Origin of the sequence: Stenotrophomonas sp. 3diitr2024, assembly GCF_042136455.1 — a bacterium.
Lineage (GTDB): Bacteria > Pseudomonadota > Gammaproteobacteria > Xanthomonadales > Xanthomonadaceae > Stenotrophomonas > Stenotrophomonas sepilia.
Genome location: NZ_JBHHMJ010000405.1, coordinates 1 through 15,489 on the forward strand (window position 1 = coordinate 1; position 15,489 = coordinate 15,489).

Below are 15,489 nucleotides of genomic sequence, written 5' to 3' on the forward strand. Positions count from 1 at the left end.
GCCGAGCATTGGGCTCGGCGCTACACCTTTCCAGCGGGCTTCTTCGGTGGATCGTCACAGATCCGATGCTGCACCACCGTCTCGCCGACCTTCCATTCCTTCGTGACCCGGCAGCGCTCCCTGTCCCCGGGCCCCGTCGAAGCCTTCGCCCCAGCAGCATTCGCTTCGTCGGCACCGGCTGCCTGCTGGCGCTCCAGCCACACCGAAGGCGGTGCTGGAGGAGCGGCCTGTAGCGGGCCCGCCAACAGGGCCAGACCGACCAGCACCACCGCCCTCATGCGGGCACCGCCCGGCCACCGAGCATGCGCGCCGGCAGCATGAACAGCGCGCGCAGGAAGGCGAACAGCGCCGAGAAGGTGATGCCGACCAGTCGGAACGGCAGGCTCAGCAGCCACACGAACGGCCAGGCGATCAGGGCGAGGATCGCCAGCGGCCAGCACAGTACGAACAGCAGGCACCACACACCGAGCGCGAACAGGGTCTTCATCACGGTCTCCTTGGGACGGCACCCTGCCGCCTGCGGACACCTTGGCGCCCTGCCCTGGCGCCGGCAAACAGTTTGCGACGAAACCGGGCTGGCGGCGATGAAACCGGTCCAGCGCAGTGCAACGCCACGCCCATGCCCGGCTGCGCTTCGTGGCGACCGCATGGAACCCGCGCTGACAGCAGCTCCTGCCGGTGCCTTGGCTCTGCAGCGCCCGATGGTGGTTGCCGGCCAGCGGCAGGCATGACCGCTATTCGAACGAACCGACCGAGTCGTGGGCCAGGTTGTCGAAGCGGGTGTACTCACCGAAGAACTTCAGTTTGCACGAGCCAGTCGGACCACCACGGTGCTTGCCGATGATGATTTCGGCCAGGCCCTTGTCCGGCGAGTTTTCCTTGTTGTAGTAGTCGTCGCGGTAGATGAACACGATCATGTCCGCGTCCTGCTCGATTGCGCCCGATTCGCGAAGGTCGGCCATCACCGGGCGCTTGTCGGTACGCGTTTCCAGCGAGCGGTTGAGCTGCGACAGCGCGATCACTGGCACGTTCAGTTCCTTGGCCAGGCCCTTCAGCGAACGCGAGATTTCCGAGATTTCGGTCGCGCGGTTCTCGCTGTTGCCCGGCACGCTCATCAGCTGCAGGTAATCGATCACCACCAGGCCCAGGTCATGCTCGCGCTTGAGGCGGCGGCACTTGGAACGCAGCACTTCAGGCGACACGCCCGGCGTGTCGTCGATGAAGATCTTGGTTTCCTTCAGCATCTTGATCGCGCTGGTGACGCGGCTCCAGTCCTCGTCTTCCAGCTGGCCGGTACGCAGGCGCTGCGCGTTGATGCGTCCATTGGAGGAAATCAGGCGCATCGCCAGCTGCGACGCCGACATTTCCATCGAGAACACCGCCACGCCCTTCTTCGACTTGATCGCCGCGTACTCGGCGATGTTCAGCGCGAAGGTGGTCTTGCCCATTGCCGGGCGCGCCGCGAGGATGATCAGGTCGGTCGGCTGCAGGCCAGCGGTCATCGCGTCGAAATCGTTGTAACCGGTCGGCAGGCCGGTGATGTTGCCGCCGTTCTCGAAGCGGTTGCGCAGCTCCTCGAAGGCATCCTTCAGTGCACCGGGCATGGCCACGAAATCGGTACGGCCACGCGCACCCTGTTCGGCGATTGCAAACACGCTCTTTTCCGCCGAGGCCAGCAGCTCGCTGCTGTCACGCCCCTCCGGCTGGAAACCGTCGTTGACGATGTCGGTGCCGACCTGGATCAGCTGCCGCAGCACCGCCTTGTCGCGCACGATCTCGGCGTAGGCCACGATGTTGGCAGCTGACGGCGTGGTACTGGCCAGTTCGATCAGGTAGGCGCCGTCACCCACCAGTTCCATCTTGCCCTGCGATTCAAACCACTCGCCCAGCGTCACCGCGTCGAACGGCCGTTCGCGCTCGGACAGCTCGCGGATCGCACGATAGATCATCTGGTGATCGCGACGATAGAAGTCGCTTTCGGTCAGCTGGTCGTTGACACGGTCATACGCCTCGGGCGCCAGCATCAGGCCACCCAGCACCGCCTGCTCGGCTTCCACCGAATGGGGCGGTACCCGCAACTGGTCGATGCGCGACTCGTCGCGATCGCGATCGAAGCCATCACCGCGCTCTCTGCGGTTGGAACGGAAGCCGGGACGAGCGGACATGCTGCGGTGTTTCCTGCAAAAGTGGGCCAGACGAGTGTAGGCATGTGCCGACCCCGGCAGCCATGGACAAGCCTGTGGATAAGCCGTGGGAAAACGGGGGATATCCGCCGGTACCTGGCCAGACTGGCGTGAAAGCGTCGCACTGCCTGCGACGGGCGCCATTGCGGCGCCCGAGCGGGACATTATCGCAGATCAGCGCCCCGGGGTCGGATCCCCTGCGACGCAGGGGACTCTGACCCGCAGGCGTCAATCGCCCTTGACGTGCACTGCGATCAACGCCAGGAACCGGTCCACGTAGCCCTGCAGGAACTTCTGCGTGCCTTCGTTGTGGATCGTGCCATCGGCATCGATCAGGCCGTCCTTGAAGTGGATGAATGCCTCGGGCTGGCCGAGCACATGCATGTCCAGGAAGGCCAGGCTGTTGCGCAGGTGCTGCTGGGCCACGGCGGTACCGATCTGGCCGATGGAGGCGCCGATCACCGCCGCCGGCTTGCCGGCAAACGCACTGTCACCGTACGGGCGCGATCCGATATCGATGGCGTTCTTGAGCACGCCGGGCACCGACCGGTTGTACTCGGGTGTCACGAACAGCACCGCGTCAGCGGCGCGCACCTGATCCTTCAGCCGGGTGCCCTGCGGCGGATAATCAGCGTCGAAATCCTGGTCGTACAACGGCAGATCGCCGATCTGCACGTACTGGAAGCGCGCGCGATCACCGGCGAGCTTCTCCAGCGCATGGGCCAGCTTGCGGTTGCAGGAATCCTTGCGCAGGCTGCCAACGAACACGGCGATGGTGGGGACGGACATCGGGACATACTCCTCACGGTGCGGGAGGCCCAGCCTAGTCGCCAGGCCCGTGCCATCCGGTGAAGATCAGCCGCCGGTCACGCCGGTCCGCGCCTGCCGCCAATGCGCCTGCCAGGCCTGGAACATCAGCACGTTCCACAAGTGGGTATGCCACTTGCGCTGCCCCCCCAGGAACTGCTGCCACAGCGGCTGCACCGCCGCCGCCGACAGCACGCCCTCACGCTCCAGCCGCGCCGGCTGCAGCAGGTCCTCTGCCCAGGGTCGCAGGTCGCCCTTCAACCAGTCACTGACCGGTGCGCCAAAACCGCGCTTGGGACGGTGCACCATTGAATGCGGCACGTAACGGCCCAGCACGCGCTTGAGCAGCACCTTGCTGGTCGTCTCACTGCGCTTGAAGCCCAGCGGCAGCGACCAGGCGAACTCGGCCACGCGCCAGTCCAGCAATGGCGCGCGCGCCTCCAGGCTGACCGCCATCGAGGTCCGGTCGACCTTGCACAACAGGTCATCGGGCAGGTAGGTCACGAAATCGGCCAGCATCATCGCGTCAGCCGGTGTCCCCGCGCCGTGCAGCGGATCGGCCAGGTCGTAGAAGCTGCCGGCCGCCTGCGCACCGGGTACCGCCGCGGCAGGGTCGCGCCAGCGCGAGATGCGGTTGCGGTAGACGTCGCCGATGCCACGTGCGCCTGTCTCGGCCAGCAGCGCCGCCAGGCCACCGGTCCGCGAGGCCTCGCCCTGCTGCTGCGAGCGTGCGCCCATCCAGCGCCGCAGCGGCCCCGGCACGCGTCCGAGCATCTGCCAGTTGCGCAGCGCGCGTACATAGCGGGTGTAGCCGAAGAACAGCTCATCGCCACCGTCGCCGGACAGCGCGACGGTCACGCCCTGCCGTGCCAGCCGTGCCACCAGCGCGGTCGGCACCTGCGACGCATCGGCAAAAGGTTCATCGAACATCGCCGGCAACTGCGGCACCACCGCCAGCGCGTCGGCGCCACTGACGTACAACTCGGTGTGATCACAGCCGAGATGAGCCGCCAGCTCCCTGGCCAGCGGAGCTTCGTCATGTCCCGAGTCGGTGAAGCCGATGCTGAAACTATGCACCGGCTGCCCGCTCTGCGCCTGCATCAGCGCTGCCACCAGCGATGAGTCCGTGCCGCCGGACAGGAATACGCCGACCGGCACGTCGGCCACCATGCGCAGCGCCACCGCATCGCGCAGCAGCGTATCCAGCTGTTCCTCGGCCTCCTCGATGCGGCCCTGGAACGGGGCGGCCAACGCCGCCTGCATGCGTGCGCGCGCATCCCAGTACGGGCGCTGCGCCTGCTCCGGGCGGTGTGCCGCGGCGCCTGCGGCCACAGCCGCTGCATCCAGCCGCAGCACTCGGCCCGGCATCAGCTTGTAGCAGCGCTGGTGGATGCTGTGCGGCGCCGGGATGTAATCCAGCCGCAGCAGCAAGGTGAGCGCATCGCGGTCGATGTCGTTGTCGAACGCCGGATGTTGCCAGAGCGCCTTCAGTTCCGAACCGAACACCAGCGTGTCGCCGGCCCAGCCGTAGTACAGCGGCTTCTTGCCGACGCGGTCGCGGGCCAGCCACAGGCAACGATCCTGACGGTCCCACAGCGCGATGGCGAACATGCCGTTGCAGCGCTGCAGGGTGTCTTCGACGCCCCACTGCAGGATCGCCGCCAGCAGTACTTCGGTGTCGGAATGGCCGCGGAAGGTGTACCCCAGCGGCTCCAGCTGTTCACGCAGGGCCGCGAAATTGTAGACCTCGCCGTTGTAGGCCATCACGTAGCGGCCGTCCGCCGAGGCCATCGGCTGGTGGCCCAGCGGGGACAGGTCGAGGATGCTCAGGCGTCGATGCGCCAGCGCGATGCCCGCCTCGGCATCGACCCAGCTGCCGCCATCATCCGGCCCGCGATGGTGCAGCGCCTGGCCCATGGCCAGCGCCTGCGCCTGCAGCGCCTCGGCCGACGCCAGCGGCGCCGGCAACAACATTCCCGCCAATCCACACATGCATCAGGGTTCCTGCGCCAGGTCGAGGGCGGCGCCAATCACCGCATTGTCGCTTGGAAGCCCGAACATTGCTGCCCCTGCCAGTGGCGTGTAGGTGTCGGCGCCACAGACGCGGCGCAGCGGCAGGTGACCAAAGCCGGCCTCGACCAGTGCCGTGACCACGCCCTCACCCACTCCGCCGCTGTGGCGGCCTTCGTCCAGCACCAGCACCCGCCGCGCGCTCGCGGCCTGGGCCGCGATGAAGCCGGCATCCAACGGTACCAGCCAGCGCAGGTCGACCACCCGCACCTGCCAGCCCAGCTGCTGCTCGATCGCCCGCGCCGCGCGCAACGCCATCGGCACGCCATTGCCATAGGTGTAGATCACCAGGTCTCCGGCCTCCGGTGCATACACCCGGCCCTCGCCCGGCACCAGCGCCTGGCCCTGTGCCGGGTAGTCGAACAGCCACTGGCCATCCCCTGCTTCGTGCAGGTCCTTGCTCATGTACAGCGCGATCGGCTCCAGGAACACCGCCACGCGCCCATCCACCCGCGCCAATGCGGCCAGCGTGCGCAGCATCATCACCGCATCGTCGCCGCGCGAGGGGCAGCCGACCACCAGCCCGGGGATGTCGCGCAACGCGGTGATCGAGTTGTCGTTGTGGAAGTGCCCGCCGAAACCCTTCTGATAGCCCAGCCCGGCCACCCGCACCAGCATCGGGTTGCGGTACTGGTCGTTGGAGAAGAACTGCAGCGAACAGGCTTCACCACGCAGCTGGTCGATGGCGTTGTGCAGGTAGGCCAGGTACTGGATCTCCGGAATCGGCAGCATGCCCAGGTTGGCCAGGCCCTGCGCCATGCCCAGGATCATGGTTTCATCCAGCAGCGTGTTGAACACCCGGCGTGGACCGAAGCGGCGCAGCAGATCCTTGGTGACAGTGTAGACACCGCCCTTCTGAGCCACGTCCTCGCCGAACAGCAGGCTCTGCGGATACTTCGCAAGCAGTTCCAGCAGGCCGTGGTTGATCTGGATCGCGAGATGCCGTGGCGCCTGTCGTTCCGGCAAGGCCTCGGTACGGCCATAGAGTGCCTCGCGCGCTTCGTCGGCGACCTCGCGCCGGGCTTCGGCCTGCACCGCTGCGGGCGTATAGGGTGCCAATGGCGCCATGACCTCCTGCAGCGACTGCAGCTTCGCACGGCCTTCGGCATCGGCAGCGGCGGCCATGCAGCGCGCGCGCATCGTCTCGTAGGCCACTTCGATGGCGCCTGCATCCATCCAGCCCGATTCCAGCGCGATCTGCGCCGAGCGCAACAGCGGATCCTGTGCCTCGGCCGCGCACAATTCCGGCAATGCACGCCATTCCACCTCGAAGTCGGTGCCGGCGTGGCCCATCAGGCGCGTGGTGCGCAGATGCAGGAAGGTCGGTCGCCGCGTCCGCCGGCAGTGGTCCACTGCGGCCTGCACCTGGGCGTGCCCAGTGGCCAGGTCGAGGCCATCGGCAAAGAAATAGTCCAGCCCTGGCTGGTGGCTGAAGCGCTCGGCAATCCAGCCGTCCGGCGTCTTCACCGAGATGCCCAGCCCGTTGTCCTCGCAGACGAACAGGATTGGCGCCGGCAGTTTCTGGTAGGCCGCCCACATCGCGGTGTTGAATGCGGTCTGCGCAGTGGCATGGTTGGCCGAGGCGTCGCCGAACGAGCACAGCACGATGCTGTCGGCCGGAATGGGAAGCGCATGGCCCAGCCGCTTGCCACTCTCGATGGCCAGCGCGGTGCCCAGCGCTTTCGGCAGGTGCGAGGCGATGGTCGAGGTCTGCGGCAATACCCACAATGGCTTGCTGCCCCACACCTTGTGCCGGCCGCCACTGGCCGGGTCATCGGCGCTGGCCGCGAATGAAAGCGCCGCATCGCGCAACGGGTCGATGCCCGGCACCTGGCGCGAGCGCTCGACCATGAAGGCGCCGGAGCGATAGTGCAGGAATGCGGGGTCGGTATGCCGGCAGGCCCGCGCCAGCAGCGCGTTGCCTTCATGGCCGGACGACCCGATGGTATAGAAGACCTTGTTCTGCACGCGCAATACGCGCGCCATCAGGTCCAGCTGGCGGCTGGCCAGCTGGGAATCGAACAGCTCACCGAAGGCCGCAGCGCTGAGCGAGCTGCCCGGCAGGATCGGCGCGTCCGGTGCAGGACGTGCGCGCGGTGTGCCTCGCCAGCCACGCACCGCATCGAGGAAATTGGCGTCGCACACTTCGGCGCGGTTGAGCACGCGCATGCGCGCAGGAATCGGATCTGGGACCACAGCAAACATCGAACACCCTCCGTGTCGTTGTTGCATTCCACCCGGCAACGCCGGGCGCTACCCTGTGGGATCAGGCAGCCTCGAAGCGCGCGCGCACCTCGGCGGTCACCGCTGGCATCGCCACGAAGCGCGGCTGCGCGCGCACGCGCTGCAGCCAGGCGCGCACTTCCGGGAAGGGCGCCAGGCTGATGCCGCCCTCGCCTGCGACGTCGGTATAGGCGAACAGCGCAATGTCGGCGATACCGTATGCGCTGCCGGTGAACCACTGCGCTTCGCGCAGGTGCTGCTCCATCACCGCCAGCGCGGTGGCGGCGCGCTCGTGCAGGCGTGGCAGTTCAGCACGGCGCGGTGAATCGGGCGGTGTCCAGCCGCGGATGAAGCGCGCTACCGCCACGCATGGCTCGTGCGTGTACTGCTCGAAGAACATCCAGCTCAATGCCTGCGCGCGTTCCCAACCGTCGGTAGGCAGGTAGGGCGTCCCTTCGGCCAACCAGAACAGGATCGCATTGGATTCAGTCAACACGCGGCCATCGTCGCGGACGATCAACGGCACCTTGGCGTTGGGATTGAGCGCAAGGAACTCGGCGGTGTGGGTCTGGCCATGGGCACTGTCCACTTCCACCCAGCGGTAGCGGCTGCCGAGCTGCTCCAGCAGCAGGCGGACCTTGTGGCAATTGCCGGACACCGACATGCCATGCACCGTCAACGGGACGCGCTCTTCCACCATTGCCTGCTTCCTCGGATCCGGCCGGCGGCCAGCTGCACGCAGTCTGGCAAGCCCGCCGGTGAATGCCAAGCGCGGATGCAGCATGGCAACACGGTAACGCTGGCCGCTGGCCGGCAATCGCACGAATCCTGCCACATCGAGGTTGCCGGCCAGCGGCCGGCACTACCGGCAACGCTCAGCGCACGCGCTGCCGCCACTGTTCTCGCGACTGGCCCCAGATCTGCATCGGCTTGTCGTTGTACGGCGGCGGCAGCTCTCCCATGCGCAGCAGCGTGCTGCCCAGCTTGCGCGCGACCGCCCTCGAGTTGTCGTTGTTCTCGGCGATGGTGTGGATCACCTCGTCCCAGCCCAGCGTGTCAAATGCCCAGTCGATGGCAGCAACCGCCGCTTCCGGTGCATAGCCCCGGCCCCAGCTGGCATGCCGAATACCCCAACCGACCTCGGTTCCAGGCCAGTCCTGCGGCTGCCACGGTCCCATCCGGCCGATCCAGTCACCGCTGGATTTCTCGATCACGCTGAACATCGAGAAGCCGAACAGCTGCCAGGCGCCGGCCAGGCTGCAGAAGCCGCGCCATGCCACCGAGGGCGGTTGAACACCCCCCAGGGTGCGCATCGTTTCCTCGTCGGCACAGAATGCCAGGTACGGTTCGTAGTCCTCGCGCAGCAGCGGGCGCAGGATCAGCCGCTCGGTTTCCAGGCGCAGGTCGAAGATGCTCATGCCGACTCCTTGTCGAAGGGGGCGTCCATCATGGTCGATTCCCTTTGCCCACGGATGAATGCCCGTGCGCACAACGAAACGGGCCGGCATGAGCCGGCCCGTCGGGTGCAGCAGGATGTTCTGGATTACTGGCGCGTGGCCGCCGTGGCGCCGGCAGCAGCGGTCTGCGTGACCAGCTGGCCATCGACCACCGGCAGGCGATCGCTGGCCGGCTTGTTGTCCATGCGCACAGTCTTCTCGGCGCCATCATAGCGATAGGTCACGTTGTAGCCCTTCACCACATCATTGGTACCCATGGCGATGCGGCTGCCCGGCTTGCTGGCCATGCGCATGGTGCCGGTGGTGCCGTCTTCGTTGCGATAGGTCACGTTGTAACCGGTGACGCGGCTCGACTCGGACGTTGCGGTTTCGGTGTGGCACTGGCGCTCGGTGCGGTTGACCACGCGGCCGCCCACGTGGCGCTTGTCGATCTGGTTGCCGATCAAGCCACCGGCCACCGCACCGGCTGCGGTCGCGGCCTTCTTGCCGTTGCCGCCACCGACCTGGTTGCCGAGCAGGCCACCCACCACCGCGCCAACCACGGTACCGCCAACGTTGCCATCACGCTCCGGCAGGCGTTCCTGCACCGTCACGTCCTGGCAGACCTCGTGCGGGGTCTGGGTGGTGGAGATCTCACGCACCGGATCGGTGCCGATCACGGTGGCATAGGCCTTCTGCTTCTCGGTGATCGGGTCGACCTTCAGCACATCGGCATATTCCAGCCCGCGCGGCGCGGACGGGTCGAGCTGGTCACCACGCACGCCATCGTCGGTGGCGTTGCCATCAACCAGGCGCGACTCGCCATTGGGGGTTGCGGCGCTGATGGAGTCGGGCGAGCGGTCGCCACTCTTCATGAAGGCGGCGGTGGCGATGCCACCAACCAGCAGCGCGCCCGCTGCGACCAGGACAGTTGTAGTTGTGCTTTTCATGACCTGCTCCTTGCGGACCATCCGCAACGTTCTCGGGACAGATTGCAGCACGCGCTGCCTGAACGGAATCTCCACATTTCCTGCTCATTGCTGTAACCCATTCAGCATCGGGAAATGCAGGGCCCGTGGTAGCGTTTGCATATTCCCCACGAGGATCCCCGCCATGGCCAACCCGATGCTGCTGCCAGTACTGCAATGGGCGCGCCGGCTGCGCTACCCCACCCTGTTCAAGCTCACCGCCGGCCTGTTCGTGCTGACGCTGTTCATCCCGGACCCGATCCCGTTCATCGATGAGCTGGTGCTGGGCTTCGGCACGCTGCTGCTGGCGAACTGGAAGAGCCGCAACGCCACCACGCCACCGCCGCTGGAACAGCGTTGAGCGTGCTGGTCGACAGCCACTGTCATCTCGACGCGAGCGCGTTCGACCCTGACCGTGCCGCGGTGATCGAGCGGGCGCAGGCCGTGGGTGTGCGCCAACAGGTGGTGCCAGCGGTCACCGCTGCCAGCTGGCCGAAACTGCGCGAGGTCTGCCAGCAGGCGCCCGGGCTGTACCCGGCCTTCGGCCTGCACCCGATGTTCCTGGCCGATCACCAGCCTGGGCACCTGCCACTGCTGCGCGAGTGGATCGAGCGCGAACGCCCCTGCGCGATCGGCGAATGCGGCCTCGACTTCTTCGTCGAAGGACTGGATGCCGAGGCTCAACAGGCGTATTTCATCGGCCAGCTGGAACTGGCCCGAGAATTCGATCTGCCGGTGATCGTGCACGCGCGACGCGCGGTGGATGCGGTGATCGCCGCGATCCGTCGCGTCGGCGGCCTGCGCGGCGTGGTGCACAGTTTTTCCGGCAGCCCTGAACAGGCCGCGCAACTGCACAGGCACGGCTTCCTGCTGGGCCTTGGCGGTCCGCTGACCTACGAGCGGGCGCAGCGCCTGCAACGGCTGGTACGCGGGATGCCGCTGGAGCAGCTGCTGCTGGAAACCGACGCGCCCGACCAGCCCGACGCAGGGGTCCGCGGCCAGCGCAACGAACCGGCACGGCTGGCAACCATTGCCCGGCACGTGGCCGCGCTGCGCGGAATGGAGCTGGAGGCCCTGGCACAGGCCACGACAGAGAATGCACGGCGGCTGTTCGCGCTGCCGGCAATGTGACGGCGGGGGCCCGACCTTGGCCGGCACGCTGTAACGACGGCGACGAACCCGATGCCGGCCAGCGGCCGGCACCACCGTCACGCGTCGGCGTAGGCCTCGGTCACCTCGGTTTTCGCCTTCTTCGGCTCCAGCAGCATCTCAAGCGCCTTGCCCACCGCCGCAAAGGCGAACGCGCCGGTGATGTGGGTCGCCGCGCCCAGACCGGCGCCGCAGTCCAGCTTCAACGCCGCATCGGCACCCAGGTTCGGACGAATGCCGCAGACGCTGCCATCGGCCTGCGGGTACTTCACATTCTCCAGCGAATACACGGCCGGCACGCCGAAATAGCGCTTGGCGTTCTTCGGGAAGTTGAACTCGCTGCGCAGCTTCTTGCGGATCAGCGCCAGCATGGCGTCGTGCTCGGTTCGCGAGACGTCGCGGATACGTACCAGGGTCGGGTCGGTGCGGCCACCGGCAGCGCCGACGGTCAGCAGCGGCAGCTTGCGGCGGCGGCACCAGGCGATCGTCTCGACCTTGACCCGGAAGCTGTCGCAGGCATCGATCACCAGATCGAACCCGCGGTCCAGCAGCTCAGCCATGTTGGACATCGTCAGGAATGCCTGCACGGCATCGACGTCGATCCCCGGATTGATCGCACGGCAGCGCTCGGCCATCGCCTCGGCCTTGTTGCGCCCGTAATTGCCTTCCATCGCCGGCAGCTGCCGGTTGGTGTTGGACACGCAGATGTCGTCGGCATCGATCAGGGTGAGATGACCGACCGCCGAACGGGCCAGCGCCTCCACCACCCACGAGCCGACGCCGCCCATGCCGACCACCGCCACGCGGCTGCCCTGCAGGCGCTCGAGCGCACCCACGCCATACAGCCGTTCGATGCCGGCAAAGCGTTGTTTGACCTGTTCGTTCATCGGGCTATTTTAACGTGCAGGTGCCAGCGCCCAAAGCACGCCGACGTCGAACCCACCGTTGCACGCCCGGAGAGCCCGCATGAACGCCAGCCCGCCCCGCCGCCTGTCCCCTGCCCATCGCTACCTGTTCGTACTGTGCCTGGGCCTGCTGATCGGCCTGGTCGCCACGGTGATGGTAGGCCGCGCCCTGCAGGCGCGTCGCGACCCGTTCCCGGACAGCCTGATGCAGGTGATGCAGCGGCAGTCGCAGCTGCTGCAGCGGGCCCAGCAGCACAACCGCTGCAGCCTGGCCGACAGCGTGCCGCGGCTGCAGGCGCTACGCCTGTTGTCCAATGACCTGGACCTGGCGTTTCCCGGGCTGAAGGACAGCACGCAGTTCCAGCAGCACGCCAGCCGACTTCGCGGCAACCTCAACACGGCGCTGGCTGCACCGCCAGGCGACTGCAGGGCCTTGGCCCAGCTCGTGGAAACGCTGCAGGCCGATTGCCGGGCCTGCCACCAGGATTTCCGCTGAGGCGCGTTCATCCTGCAGCCGGGCATCGGGTGCGTGGTTGGCGCGTTGTTCACGTTCGAAGGGAGAGGATTCGTCCACCCTGCTGCATGACGCAGTACCACCCAACATACCCGCCTTCACGGCCAGGAGACGCCCCATGAAGATCCAGCTCATCGCCGCCAGCGCCATCGCTACCCTCGCGCTGGCCGGTTGTGCCACCTCGCCCGGTTACAGTGGCGGTGGTTACAACAACGGCTACAACAACGGCGGCTACGGCAACAACGGCGGCTACAACCAGGGCCGCTGCGCGGACTGTGGCATCGTCACCCGCATCAACACCGTGCCCTCGGGCCGCACCGCACCCAGCGCGACCGGCGCGATCCTCGGCGGCATCGTTGGCGCCGTGGCCGGCCATGAAATCTCCGACCACACCGGTGGCAGCCGTGGCAACAAGAACATTGCCGCCGCTGCAGGCGCAGTCGGTGGCGCCCTGGCCGGCAACCAGATCCAGAAGAATGTGACCAGCGATACCTACGACATCAGCGTGCGCATGGATGATGGCCGCACCATCGTGGTCAACCAGCGTGACCTGGGTGGCATCCGTGAGAACACCTATGTGCGCGTGGTCAACGGCAAGGTCATCCTGCGCTGACCTGCAGCGGGCCAAAGGCAAAGAAAAAGGCCCGCTTGCGCGGGCCTTTTTTCATGCCGACGGACGGCAGGTGTTACATCGGCTGGACCTTGTCAGCCTGCAGGCCCTTCTGGCCCTGCACGACTTCAAAGCTCACACTCTGGCCTTCCTTGAGGCTCTTGAAGCCCTGGGTCTCGATGGCGCGGAAGTGCACGAACACGTCCTCGCCATTCTGCCGGCTGATGAAGCCGAAGCCCTTCGCATCATTGAACCACTTTACGGTACCGGTCTCGCGATCAGCCATCTCACTAACTCCCTTTGACTCTCTCTTGTTGTTGGAAACGCCTGGTGGGCGGCTGACAAGCAAGGGGGAAGCGAGGTGCATCGATGCAGCGGATCGGGAAGATCTTGCTTCATCAGGCCACGATCCACGGTGACCTTGCCAAGCTCAGCGACTGCAACTTAACCCGGCCAAAACGAAAAAGCAACTGGCAAAATCTTTCACTGTCAACCCCAAAACGGACTCCATACGGGACAGCATGGGACTCTCATTCATCTTGTATCTGCTAGCGGTCATTTTTGTCCTGATAGGCATCGCCGGCATCATCCTGCCGGCCCTCCCGGGCATCCCGCTGGTGTTCATCGGACTGCTGCTGGCCGCCTGGGCCGACGGCTTTGCCCACGTCGGCTGGCCTACCCTGGTCGCGCTTGGGGTACTGACCCTGCTTTCGCTGCTGGTGGACGTGCTGGCCACGGTGGTCGGCGCGCAGCGTGTCGGTGCCAGCCGCAAGGCGCTGTGGGGAACCTTCGTCGGCAGCATCGTCGGCCTGTTCTTCATGCCCATCGGCCTGTTCGCCGGACCGCTGGTCGGTGCCCTGCTCGGCGAGTACTGGCACACCCGCGAACTCGGCCGCTCGACCAGGGTCGGTCTGGCCACCTGGCTCGGCATCCTGCTTGGCCTGGCACTGAAACTGGCGGTCGTGATCGCGATGCTGGGCCTGTTCGCGTTCGCCTGGTTCTTCTGAGCCACCGGGCCTTCACGCCACGCGCACGCTGTGACCGTGCATAAACCGTGGGGCTGGCCGCGATCCGGCACAGCCGCCACACTGTGTGATTCCCGAATTCATCGAAGGGCCTGCTGCAATGACCCTCCCCACGCTGTCTCCCCGTCTGGCGCCGCTGGCGCTTGCCCTGGCCAGTGCACCGCTGGCTGCGCAGGAGTTCGCGCCTACCGCCGATACCTCACCGGCCGCCTGCGCGGCAATTACCACCGACGCGGCCCGGCTGGCCTGCTATGACCGCCTGTTCGGGCATACCCCGGAGGCTACCGCCGCCGCTGATGCTGCCGCCGAAGCGGCTGCACAGGCCCGCCGCGAAGAACGGCAGACCGCGCGCGTGAGCCAGGGCGAGGAAAAGCTGCGCGAGCGGGTGAGCGACCTGTTCCGCCCGGCGACGCCGGACAGCGCGCTGGCCAACGCCGGCCGCGGTTCGCTGCTGGACAGCCGCTGGGAACTGGCCGAGGACTCCAAGCTGGGGCCGTTCCAACTGCGCGCCTACAAGCCGGTGTACCTGCTGCCCGCCTTCTGGACCAGCGATCGCAACACCATGCCGCACTCGCCGAACCCGGCCAACAGCGTAACCACCCCGCAGGTACTCGACAGTGCCGAGCTGAAGTTCCAGATCAGCTTCAAGACCAAGATCGTCGAGAACCTGTTCGGCGACAACGGCGACATCTGGGCCGGCTACACCCAGAGTTCGCGCTGGCAGGCCTACAACAGCGAGGATTCGCGCCCGTTCCGCGAAACCAATTACGAGCCGGAAGTGATGATGGTGTTCCGCAACGGCTACTCGATCGGTGGCTGGCGCGGGCGCATGACCGGCATCGCGCTGAACCACCAGTCCAATGGCCGCGCCGACCCGCTGTCACGCAGCTGGAACCGGGTCATGCTCAACATCGGCCTGGACCGCGAGAACTGGGCGCTGGTGCTGCGTCCCTGGTACCGCATTCCGGAAAGCCGCAGCGAAGACAACAATCCGGACATCGAGGATTACATGGGCCGCGGCGACGCTACCCTGACCTGGAACCGCAATGGGCATGAGGTCTCGCTGATGGCGCGCCATTCACTGCGCACCGGAAGCCGTTCGCACGGTGCGCTGCAGCTGGACTACGGCTTCCCGATCAGCAACCTGCTGCGTGGCCATGTGCAGGTCTTCGACGGCTACGGCGAAAGCCTGATCGACTACAACCACAAGGCCACCTACGTGGGTGTGGGCGTGTCTCTGCTGGAGTGGTTCTGATGGACGTGACGATCTGGCACAACCCGGCCTGCAGCAACTCGCGCGGCGCACTGAAACTGATCCGCGATGCGGGCTTCGAGCCGGTGGTGATCGACTACCTGGGCAACCCGCCGGACGCAGCCACGCTGCGCCAGGTACTGGCCGAATCCCGGCTGCACGCACAGGAACTGGTACGCAGCAAGGAGGCGCTGTTCGCCGAACTGGGCCTGGACGGCGCCGACGACGCCACGCTGCTGGCGGCGATGAGCGAACATCCAGTCCGCCATGGCTGACACCTGCCGTGTCCAGAACAATGTCGCCGGCCACGCGCGAATCATCCACGGCAAACCTGATCGATGCAGGAC

At 66.6% G+C, this 15,489-nt stretch carries 17 protein-coding genes and 1 pseudogene; 7 read left to right on the top strand and 11 right to left on the bottom strand.

Features of this window, described 5'->3' with window-relative positions; all coding sequences use genetic code 11:
* Window positions 1-20: 20 nt before the first annotated feature.
* The 9 genes from ABGA94_RS10020 to ABGA94_RS10060 all read right to left on the bottom strand — a co-directional run bounded on the left by ABGA94_RS10020 (window position 21) and on the right by ABGA94_RS10060 (window position 9,669).
* Complete coding sequence (locus ABGA94_RS10020; protein ID WP_065178304.1) at window positions 21-278, bottom strand: hypothetical protein; 258 nt, start codon at window positions 276-278, stop codon at window positions 21-23.
* Window positions 275-487: a hypothetical protein gene (locus ABGA94_RS10025; RefSeq protein WP_005417525.1), complete on the bottom strand. Its 213-nt coding sequence runs from the start codon at window positions 485-487 to the stop codon at window positions 275-277. Before ABGA94_RS10025 ends, ABGA94_RS10020 begins: the two co-directional genes overlap by 4 nt.
* A gap of 247 nt (window positions 488-734) precedes the next feature.
* Window positions 735-2,165 (bottom strand): replicative DNA helicase, encoded by a 1,431-nt coding sequence (locus ABGA94_RS10030; protein ID WP_005417526.1) that lies wholly within the window; start codon window positions 2,163-2,165, stop codon window positions 735-737.
* 246 nt (window positions 2,166-2,411) lie between these two features.
* Window positions 2,412-2,972, bottom strand: coding sequence for an NADPH-dependent FMN reductase (locus ABGA94_RS10035; RefSeq protein ID WP_049410520.1), 561 nt, complete (start codon window positions 2,970-2,972; stop codon window positions 2,412-2,414).
* Window positions 2,973-3,038: 66 nt separating this feature from the next.
* Window positions 3,039-4,982 (bottom strand): asparagine synthase (glutamine-hydrolyzing), encoded by a 1,944-nt coding sequence (asnB, locus tag ABGA94_RS10040; protein WP_005417530.1) that lies wholly within the window; start codon window positions 4,980-4,982, stop codon window positions 3,039-3,041.
* Between the two features lie 3 nt (window positions 4,983-4,985).
* The gene (locus ABGA94_RS10045; protein WP_005417532.1) at window positions 4,986-7,265 is read right to left on the bottom strand and encodes a transketolase C-terminal domain-containing protein; all 2,280 of its coding nucleotides are present in this window, start codon (window positions 7,263-7,265) and stop codon (window positions 4,986-4,988) included.
* Between the two features lie 61 nt (window positions 7,266-7,326).
* A complete protein-coding gene (locus ABGA94_RS10050) occupies window positions 7,327-7,983 on the bottom strand; it encodes a glutathione S-transferase family protein (RefSeq protein ID WP_032954328.1) in 657 nt (218 codons plus the stop codon).
* A 175-nt stretch (window positions 7,984-8,158) separates the two neighbouring features.
* Window positions 8,159-8,701 (bottom strand): GNAT family N-acetyltransferase, encoded by a 543-nt coding sequence (locus tag ABGA94_RS10055; protein ID WP_005417537.1) that lies wholly within the window; start codon window positions 8,699-8,701, stop codon window positions 8,159-8,161.
* A gap of 125 nt (window positions 8,702-8,826) precedes the next feature.
* Window positions 8,827-9,669: a glycine zipper 2TM domain-containing protein gene (locus tag ABGA94_RS10060; RefSeq protein ID WP_315974226.1), complete on the bottom strand. Its 843-nt coding sequence runs from the start codon at window positions 9,667-9,669 to the stop codon at window positions 8,827-8,829.
* 163 nt (window positions 9,670-9,832) lie between these two features.
* Between ABGA94_RS10060 and ABGA94_RS10065 the strand changes: the two genes are divergently transcribed.
* The gene (locus ABGA94_RS10065; protein WP_005417541.1) at window positions 9,833-10,048 is read left to right on the top strand and encodes a DUF6116 family protein; all 216 of its coding nucleotides are present in this window, start codon (window positions 9,833-9,835) and stop codon (window positions 10,046-10,048) included.
* Window positions 10,045-10,818, top strand: a complete 774-nt coding sequence (locus ABGA94_RS10070) for a TatD family hydrolase (RefSeq protein WP_138952032.1) — start codon at window positions 10,045-10,047, stop codon at window positions 10,816-10,818. The genes ABGA94_RS10065 and ABGA94_RS10070 overlap by 4 nt, the downstream gene beginning before the upstream one ends.
* A 77-nt stretch (window positions 10,819-10,895) precedes the next feature.
* Here ABGA94_RS10070 and ABGA94_RS10075 read toward each other — a convergent pair whose 3' ends face one another.
* Window positions 10,896-11,723: a ThiF family adenylyltransferase gene (locus tag ABGA94_RS10075; RefSeq protein ID WP_005417543.1), complete on the bottom strand. Its 828-nt coding sequence runs from the start codon at window positions 11,721-11,723 to the stop codon at window positions 10,896-10,898.
* A 79-nt stretch (window positions 11,724-11,802) separates the two neighbouring features.
* Here ABGA94_RS10075 and ABGA94_RS10080 point away from each other — a divergent pair, with 79 nt between their 5' ends.
* Both ABGA94_RS10080 and ABGA94_RS10085 read left to right on the top strand, forming a co-directional pair.
* Window positions 11,803-12,237, top strand: a complete 435-nt coding sequence (locus tag ABGA94_RS10080; protein WP_375367184.1) for a hypothetical protein — start codon at window positions 11,803-11,805, stop codon at window positions 12,235-12,237.
* Window positions 12,238-12,373: 136 nt separating this feature from the next.
* The gene (locus tag ABGA94_RS10085; protein WP_005417545.1) at window positions 12,374-12,868 is read left to right on the top strand and encodes a glycine zipper 2TM domain-containing protein; all 495 of its coding nucleotides are present in this window, start codon (window positions 12,374-12,376) and stop codon (window positions 12,866-12,868) included.
* A gap of 73 nt (window positions 12,869-12,941) precedes the next feature.
* Here the strand turns inward: ABGA94_RS10085 and ABGA94_RS10090 are convergent, their stop codons facing one another.
* Window positions 12,942-13,151, bottom strand: coding sequence for a cold-shock protein (locus ABGA94_RS10090; protein ID WP_005417546.1), 210 nt, complete (start codon window positions 13,149-13,151; stop codon window positions 12,942-12,944).
* Between the two features lie 235 nt (window positions 13,152-13,386).
* On the opposite strand from ABGA94_RS10090, the gene ABGA94_RS10095 reads away from it, so the two are divergent.
* The 3 genes and pseudogenes from ABGA94_RS10095 to ABGA94_RS10105 form a co-directional block, all read left to right on the top strand.
* Complete coding sequence (locus ABGA94_RS10095; RefSeq protein WP_005417547.1) at window positions 13,387-13,872, top strand: DUF456 domain-containing protein; 486 nt, start codon at window positions 13,387-13,389, stop codon at window positions 13,870-13,872.
* A gap of 118 nt (window positions 13,873-13,990) precedes the next feature.
* On the top strand, window positions 13,991-15,145 hold the full coding sequence (locus tag ABGA94_RS10100) for a phospholipase A (RefSeq protein WP_005417552.1): 1,155 nt from the start codon (window positions 13,991-13,993) through the stop codon (window positions 15,143-15,145).
* Window positions 15,145-15,402: pseudogene (locus ABGA94_RS10105) on the top strand (arsenate reductase (glutaredoxin)); the annotation flags it as partial. The gene ABGA94_RS10100 and the pseudogene ABGA94_RS10105, both read left to right, overlap by 1 nt.
* Window positions 15,403-15,489: the final 87 nt, after the last annotated feature.